21 protein-coding genes and 2 tRNA genes are annotated in these 21624 nt (G+C 69.4%); 21 read left to right on the top strand and 2 right to left on the bottom strand.

Annotation, left to right across the window (positions count from 1 at the left end):
• From ABD401_RS24245 to mobF, 11 genes are all read left to right on the top strand, one after another.
• The coding region (locus ABD401_RS24245) for a tyrosine-type recombinase/integrase (RefSeq protein WP_344609661.1) at window positions 1-588 on the top strand (588 nt) is incomplete at its 5' end.
• Window positions 585-953 carry a hypothetical protein gene (locus ABD401_RS24240; protein ID WP_344609659.1) on the top strand — a complete coding sequence of 123 codons (369 nt, stop codon included), beginning with the start codon at window positions 585-587 and terminating at the stop codon, window positions 951-953. The genes ABD401_RS24245 and ABD401_RS24240, both read left to right, overlap by 4 nt.
• A gap of 799 nt (window positions 954-1752) precedes the next feature.
• Window positions 1753-2397 (top strand): hypothetical protein, encoded by a 645-nt coding sequence (locus ABD401_RS24235; RefSeq protein ID WP_344609657.1) that lies wholly within the window; start codon window positions 1753-1755, stop codon window positions 2395-2397.
• A 378-nt stretch (window positions 2398-2775) separates the two neighbouring features.
• Window positions 2776-3480: a hypothetical protein gene (locus ABD401_RS24230; RefSeq protein ID WP_344609655.1), complete on the top strand. Its 705-nt coding sequence runs from the start codon at window positions 2776-2778 to the stop codon at window positions 3478-3480.
• Window positions 3477-3713, top strand: coding sequence for a hypothetical protein (locus ABD401_RS24225; protein ID WP_344609653.1), 237 nt, complete (start codon window positions 3477-3479; stop codon window positions 3711-3713). The genes ABD401_RS24230 and ABD401_RS24225 overlap by 4 nt, the downstream gene beginning before the upstream one ends.
• A gap of 446 nt (window positions 3714-4159) precedes the next feature.
• A complete protein-coding gene (locus tag ABD401_RS24220) occupies window positions 4160-4606 on the top strand; it encodes a TNT domain-containing protein (RefSeq protein WP_344609651.1) in 447 nt (148 codons plus the stop codon).
• Window positions 4606-4857 carry a hypothetical protein gene (locus ABD401_RS24215; protein WP_344609649.1) on the top strand — a complete coding sequence of 84 codons (252 nt, stop codon included), beginning with the start codon at window positions 4606-4608 and terminating at the stop codon, window positions 4855-4857. Before ABD401_RS24220 ends, ABD401_RS24215 begins: the two co-directional genes overlap by 1 nt.
• The gene (locus ABD401_RS24210; protein WP_344609647.1) at window positions 4854-5501 is read left to right on the top strand and encodes a hypothetical protein; all 648 of its coding nucleotides are present in this window, start codon (window positions 4854-4856) and stop codon (window positions 5499-5501) included. Before ABD401_RS24215 ends, ABD401_RS24210 begins: the two co-directional genes overlap by 4 nt.
• The gene (locus ABD401_RS24205; RefSeq protein WP_344609645.1) at window positions 5498-5899 is read left to right on the top strand and encodes a hypothetical protein; all 402 of its coding nucleotides are present in this window, start codon (window positions 5498-5500) and stop codon (window positions 5897-5899) included. The genes ABD401_RS24210 and ABD401_RS24205 overlap by 4 nt, the downstream gene beginning before the upstream one ends.
• A gap of 106 nt (window positions 5900-6005) precedes the next feature.
• Window positions 6006-6755, top strand: a complete 750-nt coding sequence (locus ABD401_RS24200; protein WP_344609643.1) for a hypothetical protein — start codon at window positions 6006-6008, stop codon at window positions 6753-6755.
• Between the two features lie 388 nt (window positions 6756-7143).
• Window positions 7144-10407, top strand: a complete 3264-nt coding sequence (gene mobF / locus ABD401_RS24195; protein WP_344609641.1) for a MobF family relaxase — start codon at window positions 7144-7146, stop codon at window positions 10405-10407.
• Between the two features lie 222 nt (window positions 10408-10629).
• Here mobF and ABD401_RS24190 read toward each other — a convergent pair.
• Window positions 10630-10703: transfer RNA gene (locus ABD401_RS24190), tRNA-Gly, on the bottom strand.
• 156 nt (window positions 10704-10859) lie between these two features.
• Here ABD401_RS24190 and ABD401_RS24185 point away from each other — a divergent pair.
• Window positions 10860-11876, top strand: a complete 1017-nt coding sequence (locus ABD401_RS24185; RefSeq protein WP_344609639.1) for a sensor domain-containing diguanylate cyclase — start codon at window positions 10860-10862, stop codon at window positions 11874-11876.
• Between the two features lie 10 nt (window positions 11877-11886).
• Here the strand turns inward: ABD401_RS24185 and ABD401_RS24180 are convergent, their stop codons facing one another.
• A complete protein-coding gene (locus ABD401_RS24180) occupies window positions 11887-12333 on the bottom strand; it encodes a PPOX class F420-dependent oxidoreductase (protein ID WP_344609637.1) in 447 nt (148 codons plus the stop codon).
• A 66-nt stretch (window positions 12334-12399) separates the two neighbouring features.
• On the opposite strand from ABD401_RS24180, the gene ABD401_RS24175 reads away from it, so the two are divergent.
• The 9 genes from ABD401_RS24175 to ABD401_RS24135 all read left to right on the top strand — a co-directional run bounded on the left by ABD401_RS24175 (window position 12400) and on the right by ABD401_RS24135 (window position 21499).
• Window positions 12400-12472, top strand: a tRNA-Pro gene (locus tag ABD401_RS24175).
• A gap of 131 nt (window positions 12473-12603) precedes the next feature.
• Complete coding sequence (gene tig, locus ABD401_RS24170; protein ID WP_344609635.1) at window positions 12604-14061, top strand: trigger factor; 1458 nt, start codon at window positions 12604-12606, stop codon at window positions 14059-14061.
• Between the two features lie 209 nt (window positions 14062-14270).
• On the top strand, window positions 14271-14867 hold the full coding sequence (locus tag ABD401_RS24165; RefSeq protein ID WP_344609663.1) for an ATP-dependent Clp protease proteolytic subunit: 597 nt from the start codon (window positions 14271-14273) through the stop codon (window positions 14865-14867).
• Window positions 14867-15541: an ATP-dependent Clp protease proteolytic subunit gene (locus tag ABD401_RS24160; protein WP_344609633.1), complete on the top strand. Its 675-nt coding sequence runs from the start codon at window positions 14867-14869 to the stop codon at window positions 15539-15541. Before ABD401_RS24165 ends, ABD401_RS24160 begins: the two co-directional genes overlap by 1 nt.
• A 260-nt stretch (window positions 15542-15801) precedes the next feature.
• Window positions 15802-17088: an ATP-dependent Clp protease ATP-binding subunit ClpX gene (gene clpX, locus ABD401_RS24155; protein ID WP_019878003.1), complete on the top strand. Its 1287-nt coding sequence runs from the start codon at window positions 15802-15804 to the stop codon at window positions 17086-17088.
• Window positions 17089-17193: 105 nt separating this feature from the next.
• Window positions 17194-18486 (top strand): bifunctional o-acetylhomoserine/o-acetylserine sulfhydrylase, encoded by a 1293-nt coding sequence (locus ABD401_RS24150; protein WP_344609629.1) that lies wholly within the window; start codon window positions 17194-17196, stop codon window positions 18484-18486.
• A 42-nt stretch (window positions 18487-18528) separates the two neighbouring features.
• Window positions 18529-19686, top strand: coding sequence for a homoserine O-acetyltransferase MetX (metX, locus tag ABD401_RS24145; protein ID WP_344609627.1), 1158 nt, complete (start codon window positions 18529-18531; stop codon window positions 19684-19686).
• Window positions 19687-19724: 38 nt separating this feature from the next.
• Window positions 19725-21023: an O-acetylhomoserine aminocarboxypropyltransferase/cysteine synthase family protein gene (locus tag ABD401_RS24140; protein WP_344609625.1), complete on the top strand. Its 1299-nt coding sequence runs from the start codon at window positions 19725-19727 to the stop codon at window positions 21021-21023.
• A complete protein-coding gene (locus tag ABD401_RS24135; RefSeq protein WP_344609623.1) occupies window positions 21020-21499 on the top strand; it encodes a CoA-binding protein in 480 nt (159 codons plus the stop codon). The genes ABD401_RS24140 and ABD401_RS24135 overlap by 4 nt, the downstream gene beginning before the upstream one ends.
• The last annotated feature ends 125 nt before the right edge of the window (window positions 21500-21624 follow it).

The raw sequence follows: 21624 nt of genomic DNA, 5'->3' as shown, positions 1-21624 counted from the left end.
CAACCAGCTCGCAGGAACCGGAACCAGCTAACGGAGTCTCCATCAAACCCGGGGCGATTCAACACCGAACGCGCCACCCTCCTGGTCCGGCAGGGCAAGGGCCGCAAGGACCGCATGGTCCCGGTCGGGGAGCGGGCCCTGGGTTGGCTGGCCCGCTGGCTCGATGCCGGCCGCCCGCAACTCGCCCCGGACCCCGACGACGGGACGCTGTTCCTGACCGAGCACGGCGGCCGGTTGCGCCTGGACTGGCTCACCGAACAGGTCCGCCGCCATCTCAAGACCGCCGGGGTCGGCAAGGACGGCGCCTGCCACCTGTTCCGGCACACCTGCGCCACCGGCATGCTCGAGGGCGGAGCGGACATCCGCCACGTCCAGGTCCTGCTCGGCCACGCCGACCTCTCGACCACCGCGGTCTATGCCCAGGTCTCCATCCGCACCTTGCAAGCGGTGCACGCCGCCACCCACCCCGCCGGAGGACCCCGCCACCGACGGGGCGGACACGACGACGTTCCTTCTGCTTCTGCTCTTTCTGGACCAGAAGATCAACTCAAGAACCGCGCGCACCCCGGATCGGCGGACCGGTCATGACCCGGCCCGTCGAGTCGGCGAACACTGCGGCCGAGGCGATCCGGGCGCTGGGCCACGCGACGTTCCCGCGCGCCGGTGGGTTGGTGTTCCCCTCGGACGCCTACGACGTCCTGAGCGCGCTCGCGGTCCTCGCGGCCCGGCTGCCGCAGACCCTGGCGCAGGTCGGCGGGTTCCTCGACGCCGAGTGCGAGCACGACCGGGTCCGCGTCGTCGACGGCGAGCACGCCGGTGACCCGGTCGCCGCGGTCACGACCTGCGCGGTCCACCTGGAGACAGCGGGCAACGCAGCGCACCGGTTGCGCGAGGCCCTGGACGCGGCCGCTGCCGCGCTCTGCTGGGCCGCCGCCACCGACCCGGCCCCCTGACGGCCAAGGGCCTGGACCTGTTTCGGCCACCCGGCCAGGGCCCGGGCCGAAGGCAGAGGGCCCGGCCGGGCGCGCCGCCCGCAGGGCGGCGCTCTTGACCTGAATAGAGCCGTATTCGGCAACCCGCGCACCCGCCGACGGGCACCAACGGCGGCGGCACCGGCTGGCTCGTGATGAACCTGACGGCTCGTTCGGCAACCTTGTTCGGCAACGACCTCGGAGCGCCCACTCTTCTTGCTCTTCCAGAGAACCCGCCCCCGCGGACGCTATTCGGCAATCGCGACAGGTCGCTGACCAGCACCGATCCCGACCGGCCTGGAACGGCGACAACACGCGTTGTCGCGTTTCCGTCGGCAGCCCTCGACAACCGGTGTTGTCGGACCCGACCGGCACCCTGCCGGTCATGGCCAACCGCAGGCACCGCACCCCGAACCGTACGGCCACCCGGACCCGGCAACACGCGTTGTCCGCCCCGGCCGCCGTTGAGGCCGTTGCTGCGAGCGTCGTCCCGGCTCCTCGGCGGGCCACCGATCCGGCACCGGCAGCGTCAGCTCCGGGATCGCCTGCTCTGGTGGTTGCGGTCGGGCTGGGCCGGCTCGCGCAGCTGGTGGTCGCCGAGCAGCGGCTAAGAGAGGAACGGGCCGAGCTGGTGGACCAGCTCGTCGAGGCCGGGGTCGGGTGGCCGGTGATCGCCGCGGCCCTGGGGAACCTCCCGGCAGGCCGCCCGCCAAGCCCACCGGCGCCGACACGCCCTCGCTGGGGCATCCCCACACACGCCGGGCGATGTCAGAGTGGAGCGGTGAGCACCGGCCGGTCCCGACGCCTGTCCGCGGGCCCCTGCCGGGTGCTGTTTTTCTTCTTAGCCGCCGTTCTGACCTTGACCGGCACGGCCGCAACCGCGTCGGCGGCGGTCAGGCCCGCATTTGAAAACCGCGTTAAGGCGCTCAACGCCGCGGTGATCGCCGGCGTCGGGCCCAACGGCGACATCAGTGCAGGTCAGCGTCGGGGTGAAGCCCTCCCACAGCAGGACCTCGCGCAGAGGCATGGTGTTCACACCTACTACGTCCTCGCCGCATCCGATTCTGGGCCTACGACCGGACCCGCGGTACTCGTCCACAACACGGGCGGGGCGTGCCCCCGACCAATGGGCGTGCCCACCGACGAGAGCTGGGGAAATGCGAACTCCCTTGCGCGGCATTTCCGCGATCACGGGGCCGACTTCGGCGCAACGTCGGCGGAGGACTACGCGAGTCAGGCTTCCCAGTTCTTCCAGCGTGGTCTCCAGGGGGGCCTGCCGACGAAGGTCGACGCCGATGGGGTCATTCGCGTCTACGACCCGTCCTCCAATACGTTCGGGGCCTTCAACCCACCCGGTACAACACGCACGTTCTTCAAGCCAACGAGCCCCGGTTACTGGTCGCGTCAACCCGGGAGCGCGCCGTGAGTGCGGAATCGTTCAGGTGTCCGGTCTGCGGTTACCCCGGGCTTAAGGAGCCGCCTCGATCGGCACGGACCGGCGCTGGCTCTTACGAGATTTGTCCGTCCTGTGGCTTCGAATTCGGGGTAACCGACGATGATCGTGGGTTCACCTATGAGCGGTGGCGCGACGCCTGGGTGTCTCGCGGGATGCCTTGGGATAGTCACGACATTGAAGCGCCGCCGGACGGCTGGGATCCTCGACGCCAGTTGGATCAGATCGTCGATGGCGAACAAGCTCCGTAGGCCAGGCCCGGAGTTGTCGGACCAGCTCCGAGCACTGGTGGGCCTCCTCCTAGTCCTGGTTCTGTCCATCTGTGCGAGCGCCACGACCTGCGCTGCCCGAGTGGACCTAGATACCCAGCGCGCCCAGACCAGTGCGCCGATCTCCGCCCTGGAGCGATCGGCCGCGGCCCCGGGTCCTGCGACCTACGTCCCCTCGTCGGCGCACTACGCGCCAAACGCCGGTGAACGGTTCGTCGCGTCCGTGCCGTTGGGTGACTGGGCAGACCGGCAATCCTTCGACCTTGACCGCGAAACCGCGGTGCTCGGTGGATCAGCCGAGAGCGGCGCAGCTGACGAGTGGACCAACGAGCAACGGTATGCCGAGAAACACCGCAACTACGACGCCCCGGCTGACGTAATTCACACCTACTACATCCTCGCCGGCCAAACCCCGGTCCTCGTGCACAACGCGAGCTGTCCGCTTGCCCTACCTGGTCCGCGCCAGGTAGAGGCGTCGTGGGGACCCGCGCACCAGTACGGCCACGGCACCGGCCCTATGACAGCTATCGAGCACATCAACTACCGGCACGCGTTCGGCTCCGGCTTCGACAACGTGAGCAGATTTGCGCAAGGGACCGGTGCGCGGAGCATCCAGGGCTACGTCGACGAGGCACTCAGATACGGCAATGTCACGCAAGGGGGCGCCTCGATCCGTTACGACCTCGGTCGAACGATCGGCACTGACCAAGCGGGCAACCCGGTCACAGGTATCCAAGTCTGGGTCCGTGACGGGTACATCCGAAGCGCATATCCGGTGGCGCCGTGATGACGGTCGTAACGGAGTTCTTCCAGAACGAATTCAACGAGCACGTGGCGAGTGTGCTTCGTCGAGAACTCGACGCTGGCCGCCAAGTCGAGCTCACGTTCAACGTTTTCAACGTCCGACTGGATCCGCAGATGGGAGTGGTGACGGTTCAGGATGAGCTGGACCCCAACCGCTGCGAGGCGTTGGACCTAGCCGAGTTCGCCGGCATGGTGGAAGAGCGCTCGCGCAGGTGAACCTGGACTCTGTGGCCACCGCGCGGCGCCGCGCAATGGTGTCTCGTTTGTGGTGTGCGCTCGCCTTCCTCTGCGTTCTCATGGTGTCGGTTGGCTCGCCGAGCGCGACGGTGGCGACTGGGTCAACAGCCGAGATTCGAGGCAAGACTTCCGCCCCCGGGATCATTGCTTCTGCTGAAGTCAGTGAGCACAGCGGAGCGCAGCATCGGGACAAGATTTCTCCGCGGCCCGTCGTTTCCGGGGACGCGGACCAGCACGAGCAGACGGGCGTCTACGGCACGGGCTCCGAGTGGTTGGACGACAGGCGCGGGCCTCGTCACGGCACGTCGGCTGGAGGACACAACCAACGGGCACGTGACCCCATCCTGCGACCGCTTACGTCGGCGGAGCCGCTGGCCTTGGTACCACCGCCGAGGGCGCCCGTTGGAGACGCTCGTCTGGCCGGAGTGATCAATCGCGACGTGCAACCGGACGTAGTTCACACCTACTACGTACTCGCCGGCAACAACCCCGTGCTGGTGCACAACACGAGCTGTCCGGTAGGCGCGGCGAAAACCGTGGGCAGCGAGGTTGAAACCTGGTACCCGACTGGGAATGGGTTCTTGGGTCAAACCGAGGAAGTCTTCCTCCAACCGGGGCAGGTGATCGACCGATACGGGGGGAGTGGCCTGTCGAAGTTCTTCTCTCCGCAAGGCGTTCCCCCGGAGATGCGCGCGCTCCCGCCCGGCACCGCGAGCCAGGCGCTGCGCACATTCGAAGTGCTGAAGCCGTTCCCCGTTCAGGCCGGGCAGGTCGCTCCCGGATTCGGACAGCTAGGGCTCGGCACCCAGTACATGGCGCCGGTACGTCTGGATCTCCTGCTGCGTCGTGGCGTTCTTCGGGAGATCAGGTGATGGCTCGGCTGAATGTTCCGGAGCTTCCGGAGTGGACCTTCGGGGCGGATGAAGAGTCCGCTGGTGTCTATCGGGTCGAGGCGGTTCACTCACCATCCGGGCTTTCGGTCGAAGCTCGCGGCACCGACCTCGAGGTGTTGATTGACCGCTGCAAGGTCGATGCCGTTGAGCTCCTCGCTAGGGCCAAGGAGAAGCTGGGGCCGGAAGCCGGCGCCGGTGACGGCCCCGGCGCCGCCAGAGTGGACCCGTGAACACGAGCCGGTCGGCGCGTCTGCCCGCGGAGGGCAGAGCCCGGTCGTGGCGTCTGCTGGTTTTCTTCTTAGCCGCCGTTCTGACCTTCATCGGCACCACCGGGACCGCGTCGGCCGCGGCCGCGCCCGCATTTGAAAACCGCGTTAAGGCGTTCAACGCCGCGCTGGCCACCGGCGTCGGGCCGGCGCGCGACATCGCCGCAGGTCAGGGTCGGGGTGAAGGCCTTCCGCAGCTACGACTTGCGGAGGGGCGTGGTGTTCACACCTACTACGTGCTCGCCGGGGCTACACCGGTCTTGGTGCACAACTGCACAGTGGGTGTCGGTCGAGAGTTGGTTCCCTACGACTCGAATTTCTTGCTCGGTCAGATGACGGCAGGTGGTCGGGCATCCCGGTCGCAGCTTGAGGACTTCGGTGCTGCACAGGGGTGGGTGCGGAGTCAGACGGCCACCGGACCCGTGAAATACACCGATGAGAACGGCATCACTCGTCTCACGATCAAGCAGGGAAGCGCGCGGACCCCGGGCAGCGAAGGCCCGCACGTTGAGATGCGCAACGCTCAAGGCGCTCGACTCGTTCGGCAACGTGGTGTCTCGCAAGAGCGCAGGAAACCATACTCCGATCGTTTGGGACTGAACCGATGAAGCCGTATTGGGAGATTCCTGCGCTTGCCGGCATCTACCTGGAGGACAGCTGGGTGCTCGCTATCCGCGCCACGCCGGGGATGCTCGAGGTCGAACTCGAGGTGGTCCTTCGCGAACAGCATCCGAACTACGCTCCGCCGCGGACCGGCGAGCAGTACTGCTACCAGCGGGGCCGCCTGTCGTTCGCGTCAGTTTCGGAGTTGTATTGGACCGCACAGGGCGCTCCCGCGGCGACTGATACCTCGGGACAGGAGGACTACGGCTCCATAGACACCCTCGAGTTTGAAGAGAGTCGCTACAGCCTCATCGGGGACTTTGGGCGCATCAGTCTCGTGGCGCAGACACCTTCGCTTTCGTGGGACGAGGGTCCAATACCTGACGCACTGTCACATGCGTGAGTTTCCCAGGCTTCATATTTCGCAGAAGCAGCTGAGCGGCGGCCCGGATTCTCCTTCGCCCAGCGCTCCAGCGCCGCCGGTCAGGCGCCGGTGGCAGGATCGCCCCATGGCGGGCGCGCGGGGTGCCAGCAGCCGCGTGTGGGCCGCTTCGTTGCTTCTCTTGGCCGTCATTCTGACCTTGACCGGCACTGCCGGGACCGCGTCGGCGGCGGCCGGGCCCGCATTTGAAAACCGCGTTAAGGCGCTCGATGCCGCGGTGATCAGCGGCGTCGGGCTCAACGGCGACATCGGTGCAGGTCAGCGTCGGGGTGACGGCCTCCCACAGCTACGACTTGCGGTGGGGCGTGGTGTTCACACCTACTACGTCATCCTATCCTCGGTAGACGGCGCTTCGACCGGCACCGCCGTCCTCGTCCACAAGACCAGCTGCCCCACGGGGTTGGGAGTAGGCGATGCGCCGAGCCGAATCGCGGGCCCATGGAGTCGTTCCGACCTTCAGCGCGGCGCGTTTGGACAATCGCCACGCGGCCTAGGGAGTCCGCATCTGCATCACGCGGACCAGATGCCTGGGTCAGCGATCCACGAGGTCAATCCCCAAACGCATCGGCTGCCGGGTGTGCACCCGTCGGGAGCACATTGGTCGGCTCTAGTCATCGTCATGATCGCCCTCCTCAACTTGCTCAGCGCGGCCGGGAACGCGTCGGCGGTGTCGGGGTCCGTATTGGAAAACCGCGTTATGGGCCTCAACGCCGCCGTCAACGGCGGCCTGACCTCCGTGATCGGGTGCCGATCCTCGGGTGCTGGTGATCTGCGCGAACGTCGCGAGCAGCAATGGCGCCGAGGTCATTCGAGCTAACCCGATTCGATAGACGCGAGGTGCTGAAGGGTGCCCGGCTCTCGACCGACCGGTCTGCCGCGCGATGGTCAGCCGCGCAACCGATGCCTTGTCCAGGCGCCACCGCCGGCGCGGTGGCTCAATGGTTGGGAACCCGGTCCTCTCTGAAACGCGGTGACGTCGAGTGCGGGGCTTGGTTGAGCGTTCGAACGCGCTCGGACCCGAATCGCGGACTGGCAAAATCTCCAGAGCACATTCTTCGCCGCTATTCGCCGCTATTGACCCTCACCGCCCGCGTCGATCGCTATTCTAGCTCCCTATCACGGCGCTCCTCGAAATCGAGCAGACATGTGCATTCATTGAATGTACGGTGGGGCCCGGGCTGGGGTTTATGGGGAGGCCGCGGGCGGTGTTGAGTTCGGCGAAGATCGGGACCTCGTCGTGGCGGTACTACACCGCTGGGGTGGCTTGCGCGGCCACCGACTACTACATCGGGACCGGGGAGGCGCCGGGTCGGTGGTCCGGTCGCGGTCTGGGCGAGCTGGGCCTGACGGCCGGTGCGACGGTGGCCGAGGCGGAGTTGGAGGCGTTGTTCGGGCGGGCGCTGCACCCGGTGACCGGGGCGAGGTTGGGGAGGGCGTGGCGGGCCGATGGGGTGACCGGGTTCGACCTGACGTTCTCGGCGCCGAAGTCCGTCAGTTCCCTGTGGGCGTTGGCAGATCCCGATATGGCGAGTGAGGTTCGGGCGGCCCACCGGGCAGCCGTCGAGACGGCCATGAGCTACCTGGACCTGCACGCCTCCTGGTCGCGCAGCGGAACCGATGGCGTGGACCAGGTGGGCACTGCCGGGCTGGTTGCTTCCTCGTTCGAGCACCGCACGAGCCGCTGCGGTGACCCGCAACTGCACACGCACACGTTGGTGGTGAACAAGGTCCGCTGCACGGACGGACGCTGGCGGACGTTGGACGCGACGGAGCTGTACCACCACAAGAAATCGGCGGGGACGATTTATCAGGCAGCGCTGCGCAGTGAATTGCACGCACGCTTGAGTGTCGTATTTGCCGAACCGAACGCCCACGGCCAGGCTGAGATAGCGGGAATACCCGCCGCCTTGATGAAGCTGTGGTCGAAAAGGACCGCACAGATCGAACCTGAGGCGGCGGCCAAGATCGCCGAGTACGAGAATTCCTTTCACCGGTCGCTGACGGGCGCGGAGCGGGCCGCGGTGACCAAGACCGCGGTACTCACCACCCGCCCGGGCAAGTCCTATCCCGACCCCGGGAGCCTGCACACCCGCTGGGTGGCGGAGGCCCGGCGTGCCGGTCACGATCCGGCCGCCGTCGTGGCGGACGTCCGGGCAGCCGCCGACCGACGCGCCCGCGACGCGGGACCGGGCTCGGACGCAGGGACCGCGGCTGCGGCGGTCATGGCCGCGGCCGAGACGCGCTCGACGTTCTCCCGGGCTGATGTGGTTGCCCAGGTCGCCGCGAGGCTCCCGGTCGACGCCCGCGGCGCGGCTGCGGTGCTGCGGACGGTGGAGGCCCTCACCGATCAGGGCCTCGGGCTGGACGATGCCGTCGCCGTGGGCCGGCAACCGCACGGGGTCACGGCGCGGGCCTCGGACGCGCGGTGGGCCGGTGCGCAGGTGCTGGCCGCGGAGGCGCGGGTGCTGTCGCTGGCCGAACGGGGCCGGGCCGGCGGTTACGGCCAGGCCCGCATCGGAGCCGCGATGGCCGCCTTGGGCGACGCCGGACTTTCTGCCGGCACCGCGGGTGGGTTCGTTGACGGGCTCGATGGCGGGCAGTGGTCGGCTGCGTTCAAGCTCACCACCGGCGGGGACTTCCTCTCGGTGCTGACCGCGCCGGCGGGGGCGGGGAAGACCTCGACCTTGGGTGCCGCGACGCGGGCGTGGCAGGCGTGCGGGTACCGGGTGATCGGTCTGGCGCCGTCGGCGCGGGCCGCGGCGGAACTGGCGGCCGCGACCGGTGGGGTCGCGGACACCCTGGCGAAATGGCGCCTGGAGCACGAACGGCTCGGACTGCTGCTGCCCGAACAGCGCGCCCGTACCGTCCTGGACGCCCGGACCGTCGTGGTGGTCGATGAGGCCTCAATGGCCAGCACCCTGGACCTCGACGCCCTGATCACCGCGGCCGCTCGCCGGGCCGCCAAGGTGGTGCTGGTCGGCGACCCGGCCCAGATCGGGGTCGTGAACGGCCCCGGGGGGATGCTCGCCGCGCTGGCCGCGGCCGGTCACGGCCACGAACTCGGCACGGTGCACCGGTTCACCCACGAGTGGGAGGCGGGCGCGTCCCTGGCCTTGCGTGCCGGCGACCCCCAATCACTGACCGAGTATCAGAATCAGGAACGGTTACACGCCTGTCCCGATGGCGACGCAGCGATCGCTGCGATCCACTCCCGTTGGGCCGGCGAGCGCGCCCAGGGGCGGGAGGTGCTGATGATGGCCCGCACCCGCGCTGACGTCGACGCACTTAACCTCCGCGCCCGCAACACCGCGATGGCCGCCGGTGAGGTGCACGGCCCCGTGGTCCGGATCGGCGAACGGGACTGGCAAAGCGGCGACCTGCTCCGCACCCGCCGCAACGACCGCACCCTGATCACCGCGGACGAGACTGCCGACCGGTATGTCCGCAACGGTGACCGATGGCGCGTCTTCGGCGTCGAGGACTTCGGGCTGCGGGTCGAGCACATCCAGCGCGGAGACCGGGTTTTCCTGCCCGCCGCTTACGTCGCCGTCCACGCCGAGTACGGGTGGGCGAGCACGATCACCGCCGCCCAAGGCGCCACTGTCGACGTCGGCCTTGTGCTGGTCCGGCCCGGGATCGACCGCGAACACCTCTACGTCGCCCTCACGCGCGGCCGGGCTGCGAACCACGCCTACATCACCCCCGACGCCGTAACCGGGCCGGCGCCTGCCGAGGACCATCACGGCCTGCCGTCCGTGAAGGGGTGGGCCCGGTCCTCACTCCAACACCAGGCCCACGAGGTGCTCAGCGACGCCCTCACCCGCACCGGCGCGCAGGACACCGCGCACACCGTCCGCGAGCGGGCCCGCGACCACGTTCTGCGCGAGCAGCGCCGCCTTGCGGAAGAAGCCGCGAGCGGGGCGACGGAGATGGTGGCGGCGCCAACCGGGCACACCGCCCTCGCGGCGTTGCTCGCTCAGGCTGAAGCGCGGCGCTCCGAACTCGCCCGTTCCGCGCTCGAGAATCGCCGGGCCGAGGACGCAGCGCGGGCCGAGTTGGCCCGGACGCCTGGCTGGCGTCGCGGCCGCCGCAAGATTCTCACCGACGCGATCAGTTCCCGGCAGGACGCGTCCAACGAGGTCTTCCGCGACCGGGCGCAGCTCGACCGGGAGATCTACGACCTGAGCCGGCAGGTCCAGCGCGACACCCGCGACCGCGAGTACGACGGGAACCGGCGAGACCTACGCGCCGCCCGGCCCCGCGCCGACCCCATCGAGGGCTACCTCGCCCCCGCCAAGAGCGAACAGTGGCGCGACGGCGTCATCGCCGCGGCCGGGCATGACACCACGGCCGTGCTGCGCCGAATACGGGAACGGCAGCAGTCCAATGCCCTCTCCGTCCGGCGAAGTTCCGCCGCTCTCGACTTTCGAGAGCTCGGTCGGGATGACACCCCGGGGATCGGCCGGTGACTGGCGCCCCCGATGGCCATCGGCCCGCGGCGTCCGCTTGGCCCGTGGTTGTCCGTGGCCTGGGATGGGTCTGACCTGGGAGTTTGGGTGTCCAGCGCTGGCCGTCGGCGTGACCAATTCATGACCTAAAGAGCGGCGAAAACAGGTCTACGAGGGCACCTAGAGGTCAATTTTGACGACGGGTCAGATCTGGATCAAACGCCGTCTGACCTGCGAAAACGCTGGAGCGGGTGACGGGAATCGAACCCGCATGACCAGCTTGGAAGGCTGGGGCTCTGCCATTGAGCTACACCCGCAGTGGTGCGGGGGACAGCCTAACGGCCCGGGGGATCACGCGCTGTGACCGTTCGTCCCGGTTCCGGCCGGGGCGGGCGCAATCCTCCGTCCGGCCCCTTCAGATCACCCTTCGAAACGCCGACAACTCGGGGCGAGAAGTCGAGGGGGGCCCATCAATGTTCACACCCGAGCACGCCCGGATCGCGGACGACGCACGGCTCGACGCCGTGCGCTGGATCGGCGAGGCCATCCTGAACATGGATGCCTCGTTCGACCGGGTCACGCGCCTGCTGTCCCACCTGACGGGGGCGCCGCTCGCGGCGTTCTCCCTGGTCGGCCTGGAGAAGCAGTTCCTGCCGTCGGTCTTCGGGGTCGAGGAGCTGGAGGAGAACGACGACGTCGGCGACGCGTTCTCCCGCGCCTGCATCGAGGCCGGCGACGTCCTCGTCGTCCGCGACGCGATGATCGACTTCCGGTTCGCCGACTCGCCCATGGTCATCGGCGCCCCGTACATCCGCTTCTACGCGGGGATGACGGTGCGCGCCCCCAACGGCCAGCCGGTCGGGACGCTGTTCGTCGTCGACACCAAGCCCCGTCAGCTGGAGGACGGCGACCTCGCCGCCTTCGCCGACCTGCGCGCCCAGCTGGAGGAGATGATCCTGCTGCGCACTCTCTCGGTCCGGGACCCCGGCACCGGCCTGTACAACCGGCGCTACTTCGAGGAGCTCCTCGAGCGCGAGTACCGCCGCAGCGCCCGCAACTCCACGCCGCTGACCTACATGTCGGTCGACATCGACCGCTTCGGCTCCTACAACGACGAGTGCGGGGCGGTCGCCGGCGAGCACGCGATCAAGGCCGTCTCCGCGGCCCTGCAGGAGTGCTTCGGCCGCGGCGGTGACGTGGTCGCCCGGATCGGCGGCGCGACCTTCGCGATCCTGCTCCCGGACACCGACCCCAAGGGCGCCGAGCTGATGGCCGAACGCTGCCGGGCCGCGGTCGAGGACCTGGACCTGGCCCACGACGGCGCCCCCGACGGGCTGCTCACGATCAGCCTCGGCGTGGTCGCCGGCGTCCCGGTGCCCGAGCTCGGGGGTGTCGAGGCGCTCGTCCGCCTCGCCGACGACGCCCTCGGCCGCGCCAAGGCCGGCGGCCGGGACCGGGCCGAGCACGTCATCCTCGGCGCGGAGCGGTAGGCCCCACGGCTCAGTTCGCGACGTCCACCTTCGCGACGACGTGGTCGACGCGGACCCGGACGACCAGCTCCCCGGGGACGCCGTTGCGCTCGGCGTACTCGGACTCCCGGTCGGCGCCCATGTACCGGGCGCCGAGGATCCCCGCCCAGCGGTAGACCTCGTCCAGGTCGGCGCTGGTGGTCGCGGTGCCCCGGACCATGACGAAGTTGAACGGGGGCCGCTCGTCGTCCCAGCACAGGCTGACGCGGGGGTCCCGGGCGATCGCCTTGCCCTTGACCGTGTCCGCGCCGGTGGTGAAGACGATCTCGTCCCGGCCCTCGGTGCGGTCCAGGGCGGTCCAGACGGGCACGACCTGGGGCGATCCGTCCGCCCGGACCACGGCGAGCTTCGCCGTCCGCGCCGGGGTCCCGCCCACGAAGTCCTGCCACCAGCCCTCGGGCGCCGCGGTGTACCCCATCGGCGGTCCCTCCACCCTCGCTGACCTGGGACTGTGGCCGCGGGCACTAGACTGCGCGCCACGCCGCGGGGCGTAGCGTAGTGGCTAGCGCGCCTGCTTTGGGGGCAGGAGATCGGGAGTTCGAGTCTCCCCGCCCCGACCGGAGGACGGGACGAGGAGACTCGAACATGTTCGAGGCTCCTCTTCCTGGCCGCCCCGCTCAGCAAGAGCACCGGTCCGGGCCGTCCCGAGAACTCGTATCCAGCAGTCCAGCTTGAGGAGAACCACGTCGTGAAGAGCGCTGTCGAGACCCTGAACCCGACCCGGGTCCGGCTCACCGTCGAGGTTCCCTTCGAAGAGCTGAAGCCCAGCCTCGATGAGGCCTACAAGAAGATCGCCGGCCAGGTGAACGTCCCGGGCTTCCGCAAGGGCAAGGTCCCGCCGCAGATCATCGACCAGCGGTTCGGCCGCGGCGCGGTGCTGGAGGAGGCGGTCAACAACGCCATCCCGCAGTTCTACGCCGACGCGGTCACCTCCGCCGAGATCGAGGTCCTGGGTCAGCCGCAGGTCGACGTCACCAAGTTCGAGGACGGCGACGAGCTCGCCTTCACCGCCGAGGTCGACGTCCGCCCCACCATCGAGCTGCCCGACTACAAGGGCCTCGCGATCACCGTCGACCCGGCCGAGGTCACCGACGAGGACATCGACGAAGCGCTGACCCAGCTCCGTTCCCGCTTCGCGGCCTTCACGACCGTCGAGCGCCCCGCCGAGGACGGCGACTACCTGACCCTCGACCTGTCCGGCGCCACCAAGGACGGGGAGAAGATCGACGAGGCCCAGGCGACCGGCCTGACCTACGTCGTCGGCTCGAAGACCCTCGTCGAGGGCCTGGACGACGCCGTCACCGGCATGTCCGCGGGGGACGAGAAGACCTTCGAGTCCAAGCTCGTCGCCGGCCCCCGCAAGGACGAGGTCGTCGACATCACCGTCACCGTCACCGCGGTGAAGGTCCGCGAGCTCCCCGAGGTCGACGACGAGTTCGCCCAGATGGCCAGCTCCTTCGACACCGCCGAGGAGCTGCGCGCGGACACCGCCCAGTGGGTGGCCCGCAACAAGAAGCTCAACCAGGGCGGCCAGGCCCGGGACAAGGTCCTGGAGACCCTCCTGGAGCAGATCGAGATCCCGCTGCCCGAGGCCTTCCTGCACAACGAGGTCCACTTCCGCCAGGACTCGATCCGCAACCAGCTCGCCCAGGCGGGCCTGAGCCTCGAGGCCTACCTCGAGCACGAGGGCCAGACGCAGGAGGAGTTCGACGCGGACGTCGAGAAGCGCGCCGCCGAGGCGATGCGCGCCCAGTTCCTCCTCGACGCGATCGCCCGCAAGGAAGAGGTGACGATCACCCAGGAGGAGATCACCCGTCACCTCATCGAGCGCGCGCAGTCGGCCGGCATGAACCCCGACCAGTTCGCCCAGCAGATCGTCCAGGCCGGCCAGGCGCAGATGCTCGTCGCCGAGGCCGTCCGCGGCAAGGCGCTCGCGATCCTGCTGACCAGCGCGGTCGTCACCGACACCGACGGCAACCCGGTCGACCTGTCCGACCTGCTGGTCGACGGTGTCGGGCCGGACGACGAGGGTGACGACACCGAGGCCGAGGTCGCCGAGACCCTCGCCGCCGCCGAGGAGACCGAGGGCGACGCCCCGGCGGGCGGGGCCGCGAGCATCGCGATCCCGACCATTCCGGGCAGCTGACGTCGTTCGCTCTCGGCGCAGGGCGCGCGTGCCCGCCCAGCACTGCCCTGCGCTGACAGCGAACTCGGCCGGATTCGGGAAGGCCGAGGCCACCCTGGGCATTAGGGTCGTCGACGCGACGAGGAAGATCGTCGCCGGAACGACCGACCCACGAAGCAGGTGAGGATCGAGTGCCCACATCCGACGGATATGGATTGACCCGGCTCGAGATGGCCCGCGGCGCCGAGAACGGTGGCGGCCTGGGGGAGCGCGTCTACGAGCGCCTGCTCCGCGAGCGCATCATCTTCCTCGGTTCCGAGGTCCGTGACGACATGGCGAACGCGCTCTGCGCGCAGATGCTGTTGCTCGCGGCCGAGGACCCCGAGAAGGAGATCTGGCTGTACATCAACAGCCCTGGCGGCTCGGTCTCGGCCGGCATGGCGATCTACGACACGATGCAGTACGTCAAGCCCGACGTCGGCACCGTGGCGATGGGTCTCGCCGCCTCCATGGGGCAGTTCCTGCTCTGCGCCGGCGCCCCCGGCAAGCGCTACGCGCTGCCGAACGCGCGGATCATGATGCACCAGCCGCTCGGCGGCCTCGGCGGTACCGCCTCGGACATCAAGATCCAGGCCGAGCAGATGCTCTACACCAAGAAGCGCCTGGCCGAGCAGATCGCGTTCCACACGGGCCAGACCCTGGAGCAGATCGAGAAGGACTCCGACCGCGACCGGTGGTTCACCGCCGAGCAGGCCAAGGAGTACGGCTTCGTGGACCACGTCGTGACCAGCGCCCGGGACGTCACGGGCTCCGGAGGGACCGCCTGATGACGAACGACCGCTACCCCCACGACAACGTCGGGAACCTGCACCTGCCGCAGGCTCGCTACGTCCTGCCGCGGTTCGTCGAGCGGACGAGCCAGGGCTACCGCGAGTACGACCCGTACGCGAAGCTCTTCGAGGAGCGCATCATCTTCCTCGGCGTGCAGGTCGACGACGCGTCCGCGAACGACGTCATGGCCCAGCTGCTGACGCTGGAGTCCATGGACCCGGACCGCGACATCCAGATCTACATCAACTCGCCCGGTGGCTCGTTCACCGCGCTGACGGCGATCTACGACACGATCCAGTTCGTCAAGCCGGACGTGCAGACGATCTGCATGGGCCAGGCGGCCTCGGCCGCGGCGGTCCTGCTGGCGGCGGGCACCCCGGGCAAGCGCCTCGCGCTGCCGAACGCCCGGATCCTGATCCACCAGCCGGCCCTCGAGGGCGGCGGCGGCCAGGCGTCCGACGTCGAGATCATCGCCAACGAGGTCCTGCGCATGCGGGCCCTGTTGGAGGAGATGATCTCCAAGCACACCGGCAAGGACATCGAAGAGGTCCGCAAGGACATCGAGCGCGACAAGATCCTGACCGCCCAGCAGGCCAAGGAGTACGGGATCGTCGACGACGTGATCTCGTCCCGCAAGACCTCGCTGCTCGCGGTCAACGGCCAGGGCTGAGTCGCCCTCACCGTCCGCGCTTCCCGAACGTCTGACCTGCGGGAACTGATCGAACGGCCGGCCAGTCGGCTGACCATTCGGTCAGTTCCCGCAGGCATGTTCGGCGCGGTGTGCGGACGGTGTCCGCTCACAGCGGAATGCCCCGACTCGCCCGCTCAAGGTGGTGTGGCTCCGGGGCCCCGGAAGGTACCGTCAATCGTCGGCTGCAAAAGCCTGCAACCCGGCTGAACTGCTGGCCTGCCTTAAGGAGACTGGACCGCGTGGCACGCATCGGTGATGGCGGCGACCTGCTCAAGTGCTCGTTCTGCGGCAAGAGCCAGAAGCAGGTCAAGAAGCTGATCGCGGGTCCGGGCGTCTACATCTGCGACGAGTGCATCGATCTCTGCAACGAGATCATCGAGGAGGAGCTCTCCGACTCGACCGAGGTGCGCTGGGACGAGCTGCCCAAGCCCAAGGAGATCTGCGAGTTCCTCGACCAGTACGTGGTCGGCCAGGAGTCCGCGAAGAAGGCGCTCTCCGTCGCGGTCTACAACCACTACAAGCGCGTCCAGGCGGGCGAGGCCGGCAAGACCTCCGCCGGCGGTGACGCCGTCGAGCTCGCGAAGTCCAACATCCTGCTGATCGGCCCGACGGGCTGCGGCAAGACGCACCTGGCCCAGACGCTGGCGCGCATGCTGAACGTCCCGTTCGCCATCGCCGACGCCACCGCGCTGACCGAGGCCGGCTACGTCGGTGAGGACGTCGAGAACATCCTGCTCAAGCTGATCCAGGCCGCCGACTACGACGTCAAGAAGGCCGAGACCGGGATCATCTACATCGACGAGGTCGACAAGATCGCCCGCAAGAGCGAGAACCCGTCGATCACCCGCGACGTCTCCGGCGAGGGCGTGCAGCAGGCCCTGCTGAAGATCCTGGAGGGCACGACGGCCTCGGTGCCGCCGCAGGGCGGGCGCAAGCACCCGCACCAGGAGTTCATCCAGATCGACACCACCAACGTGCTCTTCATCGTCGGCGGCGCGTTCGCCGGGCTGGAGAAGATCATCGAGGGTCGCGTCGGCAAGAAGGGGATGGGCTTCTCGGCCACGCTCCACTCGCGGACCGACCTCGACAAGACCGACGCCTTCGGCGAGGTCATGCCCGAGGACCTGCTCAAGTTCGGCATGATCCCCGAGTTCGTCGGCCGGCTCCCGGTCATCACGAGCGTCAAGAACCTCGACCGTGACGCGCTCGTGAAGATCCTCAAGGAGCCGCGCAACGCGCTCGTGAAGCAGTACCAGAAGCTCTTCGAGCTCGACAACGTCGAGCTGGAGTTCACCGACGACGCCCTCGAGGCGATCGCCGACCAGGCCATCATGCGCGCCACGGGCGCCCGCGGCCTGCGCGCGATCATGGAAGAGGTCCTGCTCTCGGTGATGTACGAGGTGCCGTCGCGCTCCGACGTCGCCCGCGTCGTCGTCACCGCGGACGTCGTCCTGGAGAACGTGAACCCGACGCTCGTCCCGCGGGACGTCGAGCGCAAGCGCGAGCGCCGCGAGAAGTCCGCGTAGGACACGTCTCACCCCGCCCGTTTGCAATTCCGGGCGGACCTCCACAGCATGAGCAGGTAGTTTCTCGACCACCTTGCTCGAATTTCTTCTGGAGGCGCACGGACGATGAACGACAGCTGGAGTTTCGAAACCAAGCAGATCCATGTGGGGCAGGCGCCGGATGAGGCGACGCACGCACGGGCCCTGCCGATCTACCAGACGACGTCGTACACCTTCCGTGACACCGAGCACGCCGCGGCGCTGTTCGGTCTCGCCGAGTTCGGCAACATCTACACCCGCATCATGAACCCCACCCAGAACGCGGTGGAGGAGCGCGTCGCCGCGCTCGAAGGCGGCGTCGCGGCGCTGCTCGTGGCGAGCGGCCAGGCGGCCGAGACGCTGGCGATCCTCAACATCGCCGAGGCCGGCAGCCACATCGTGTCCTCGGCCGCGCTCTACGGCGGCACGTACAACCTGCTGCACTACACGCTGCCGAAGCTCGGCGTGGAGGTCAGCTTCGTCGAGCCCGACGACCTGGACGCGTGGAAGGCCGCCATCCGGCCGAACACCAAGCTGTTCTTCGCCGAGACGGTTTCGAACCCGCGCAGCGACATCCTCGACATCTCCGCGGTCGCCGAGGTCGCGCACGCGGCCGGTCTGCCGCTGATCGTGGACAACACGATCCCCTCGCCGTACCTGATCCGCCCGCTGGAGCACGGCGCCGACATCGTCGTCCACTCCGCGACGAAGTACCTCGGCGGCCACGGCACCGCGATCGGTGGCGTCATCGTCGACGGTGGCCGCTTCGACTGGGCCGCCCACAGCGAGCGCTTCCCGGGCCTCACGACGCCGGACCCGAGCTACCACGGCGTCGTCTACACCGACGCGGTCGGCCCGATGGCGTACGTCATCAAGGCCAGGGTGCAGCTGCTCCGCGACGTCGGCCCGGCGATCTCGCCGTTCAACGCCTTCCTGCTCTCCCAGGGCATCGAGACCCTCTCGCTGCGCATGGAGCGCCACGTCGCCAACGCGCAGAAGGTCGCCGAGTGGCTCGAGGCGCGGGACGAGGTCGAGTCGGTCAACTACGCGGGTCTGAAGTCCTCGCCGTGGCACAGCCGCGTGGCGAAGTACGCCCCGCGCGGCGTCGGCGCCGTGCTCGCCTTCGAGATCGCGGGTGGCGTCGAGGCCGGCCGTCGCTTCGTCGACGCGCTCGAGCTGCACAGCCACGTCGCGAACATCGGCGACGTCCGGTCCCTGGTCATCCACCCGGCGTCGACGACCCACTCGCAGCTGTCGCCGGAGGAGCAGCTCTCCACCGGTGTCACGCCGGGTCTGGTGCGCCTCGCCGTCGGCCTGGAGCACATCGACGACATCCTGGCGGACCTCGAGGCCGGCTTCCGCGCGGCCAAGGGCGCCTGAGCACGTCCCGACGCCGGACGTCACAGCGGTTTCAGGAGCACAGTGTTCGCAGCCCATTGGGTGGAGGGCGACCCCGTCGGGGACCGGCTCTTCGCGGATCTCGGTCCCCTCGACCTGTCGTTGGGTGGCTCCCTCCCGGGGGTGACGCTGGCCTACGAGACGTGGGGGGCGTTGGACGCGCAGGCGTCCAACGCCGTCCTCGTCCTGCACGCACTCACCGGTGACTCGCACGTGGTGGGGGAGCCCGGCCCCGGGCACCCCACCGGCGGGTGGTGGGACGGCCTGATCGGCCCGGGCCGGCCGCTGGACACCGACGAGGTGTTCGTCGTCGCGGCGAACATCCTCGGCGGGTGCCAGGGCAGCACGGGTCCCTCGACCCGCGGCCCGGACGGGCGGCGGCTGGGCTCGCGGTTCCCGCGGATCACCGTGACCGACCAGGTCGAGGCCGAACGCCGGCTCGCGGACGTCCTCGGCATCTCCCGCTGGGCGGCCGTGCTCGGCGGCTCGATGGGGGGCATGCGGGCCCTGGAGTGGGCGTACGCGCACCCCGACCGCGTCGGCGCTGCGCTGGTCCTCGCCACCGGGGCGCAGGCGACCGGCGACCAGATCGGGACGCAGTCCACGCAGATCGCCGCGATCACCGGCGACCCGCTGTGGAACGGCGGGGACTTCGACGACTCCGCGCCCGAGCGTGGGCCCTGGCGGGGCATGGAGATCGCCCGCCGGATCGCGCACCTGACCTACCGCAGCGAGGAAGAGCTGCAGGACCGCTTCGCGAACGCCCCGCAGGACGGTGAGGACCCGTTCGCCCCGGTCGCGCCGGGGCGGTTCGCCGTCCAGTCCTACCTCGACCACCAGGCGGGCAAGCTGACTCGGCGGTTCGACCCGGGGACCTACGTCGCGCTCTCGGACGCGATGAACACCTGGGACCTCGGGCGCGGCCGGGGCGGGCTCGAGGCCGCGCTGGCCTCGATCGAGGTGCCGATGGTGGTTGCGGGCGTCGACTCCGACCGGCTCTACCCGCTGTGGCAGCAGGAGCAGATCGCGACGGCGCCGGGCACCGTGAAAGGCCTGCGGGTGATCTCCTCGCCCTACGGGCACGACGGCTTCCTCATCGAGCACGACCAGGTCTTCGCGCTCGCGGCCGAGACCGTGGCGCTCGGCCTCGCGAACCGGGCCGGCGGCGGCGACGTACGCTGACGCGGACGCCGCCCGGCGACCGAGTCTGACGAGGGATCATGGCCGAACGCGACTGGGGTTTCCGCACCCGCGCCATCCACTCCGGCGCGCGCCCGGACCCGCACACGGGCGCCCGTGCGGTGCCGATCTACCAGACGGCGAGCTTCGTCTTCTCCGACACCGCGGACGCCGGCAGCCTGTTCGCGCTGCAGAAGTACGGGAACATCTACTCCCGCATCGCCAACCCGACGGTCGCCTCGCTCGAGGAGCGGATGGCCTCCCTTGAGGGCGGGCTCGGGGCGATCGCGACCGCCAGCGGGCAGGCCGCGGAGTTCCTGACGTTCGCCGCCCTCGCCGGCGCCGGTGACCAGCTCGTCGCGGCCGGCTCGCTCTACGGCGGGACGCTGACCCAGCTGGACGTGACGCTGCGGCGCTTCGGCGTCGACACCGTCTTCGTCCGCGGCACCGACCCGGCCGACTACGCCGCGGCGATCACCGACGCCACCAAGGGCCTGTTCGTCGAGGTGGTGTCGAACCCGTCCGGTGAGGTCGCGGACCTCGCGGGTCTCGCCGACGTGGCGCACGCCGCCGGGGTGCCGCTGATCGTCGACGCGACGATGGCGACCCCGTACCTGTGCCGGCCGATCGAGCACGGCGCGGACGTCGTCATCCACTCGGCCACGAAGTTCCTCGGCGGGCACGGCACCACGCTCGGTGGCGTCATCGTGGAGTCCGGGCGCTTCGACTGGGCCAACGGCCGCTTCCCGCGGATGACCGAGCCGATCCCGAGCTACGGCGGCCTGACCTGGGCCGGCAACTTCGGCATCTACGGCTGGCTGACCCAGGTGCGCTCCGAGCAGCTGCGCGACATCGGCCCGGCCCTGACCCCGATGGCGGCGTTCCTGCTGCTGCAGGGGATCGAGACGCTGCCGCAGCGGATGTCCGCGCACGTCGCCAACGCCGCCGCCGTCGCCGCGTGGCTGGAGGCCGACCCGCGGGTGTCCTACGTCCGGTACGCCGGGCTGCCGTCGCACCCGCACCACGAGCGGGCGCAGCGGTACCTGCCCGAGGGCCCGGGCGCGGTGTTCTCGTTCGGGATCGTGGGCGGCCGCGCGGCGGGGGAGGCGTTCATCGAGAACGTCCGGCTCGCCTCGCACCTGGCGAACATCGGCGACGTCCGGACGCTCGTCATCCACCCGGGCAGCACCACCCACCGGCAGCTGACGGAGGATCAGCTGGAGGCGGCGGGGGTGCCCGGTGACCTGGTGCGCATCAGCCTCGGGCTCGAGGACGTCGACGACATCCTGTGGGACCTCGACCAGGCGCTCGCCGCGGCGCAGAAGGCGGTGGCCTCGTGACCGGAACCCCGGCGGCGAACCTCTCGATCGGGGAGCGGGCCCGGATCGTCCGCGAGACCCGCTCGGTCGCCGTCCTCGGTGCCTCGGCGAACCCGGCGCGGGCCAGCTACTTCGTCTCGACCTACCTGTTGGCGAGCACGAACTACGAGGTCTACTTCGTGAACCCGACGGTCTCCGAGATCCTCGGTCGGCCGGTGTACCCGAGCCTGGACGCGCTGCCCGTCGTCCCCGACCTGGTGGACGTCTTCCGGCGGTCGAGCGAGCTCGACGAGGCCCTGACCGACACCATCAAGGTCGGGGCGAAGACCTTCTGGCTCCAGCTCGGCCTCACCGACGCCGCCGTCGAGGCCCGCGCCGCCGAGGCGGGGCTCCAGGTCGTTGCCGACCGGTGCCTGAAGATCGAGCACGCCCGCTTCGCCGGGGGCCTCCACCTCGCCGGCTTCGACACCGGCGTCATCGACTCCCGCCGCCGCTGACCGCCGCTTCTGTCAACAAAGGGTGACACCCCTTACTGCGCAGTAAGGGGTGTCACCCTTTATGGCTCCACTGACGCTTCCGTGGGTCGTTGATCGCCCCTGAACGAGCACACGCCGCTCCCAGC

This window comes from Sporichthya brevicatena, assembly GCF_039525035.1.
GTDB lineage: Bacteria > Actinomycetota > Actinomycetes > Sporichthyales > Sporichthyaceae > Sporichthya > Sporichthya brevicatena.
The sequence above is the reverse complement of the archived record's forward strand: the minus strand, read 5'-3'. Positions and strand labels throughout refer to the sequence as shown.

Coding starts and splice junctions, on each gene's coding strand:
- ABD401_RS24240 (WP_344609659.1), top strand. CDS start 585: ATGACCCGGCCCGTCGAGTCGGCGAACACTGCGGCCGAGGCGATCCGG.
- ABD401_RS24215 (WP_344609649.1), top strand. CDS start 4,606: ATGGCTCGGCTGAATGTTCCGGAGCTTCCGGAGTGGACCTTCGGGGCG.
- ABD401_RS24205 (WP_344609645.1), top strand. CDS start 5,498: ATGAAGCCGTATTGGGAGATTCCTGCGCTTGCCGGCATCTACCTGGAG.
- ABD401_RS24200 (WP_344609643.1), top strand. CDS start 6,006: ATGGCGGGCGCGCGGGGTGCCAGCAGCCGCGTGTGGGCCGCTTCGTTG.
- ABD401_RS24185 (WP_344609639.1), top strand. CDS start 10,860: ATGTTCACACCCGAGCACGCCCGGATCGCGGACGACGCACGGCTCGAC.
- ABD401_RS24180 (WP_344609637.1), bottom strand. CDS start 12,333: ATGGGGTACACCGCGGCGCCCGAGGGCTGGTGGCAGGACTTCGTGGGC.
- ABD401_RS24165 (WP_344609663.1), top strand. CDS start 14,271: ATGGCCCGCGGCGCCGAGAACGGTGGCGGCCTGGGGGAGCGCGTCTAC.
- ABD401_RS24160 (WP_344609633.1), top strand. CDS start 14,867: ATGACGAACGACCGCTACCCCCACGACAACGTCGGGAACCTGCACCTG.
- ABD401_RS24150 (WP_344609629.1), top strand. CDS start 17,194: ATGAACGACAGCTGGAGTTTCGAAACCAAGCAGATCCATGTGGGGCAG.
- ABD401_RS24140 (WP_344609625.1), top strand. CDS start 19,725: ATGGCCGAACGCGACTGGGGTTTCCGCACCCGCGCCATCCACTCCGGC.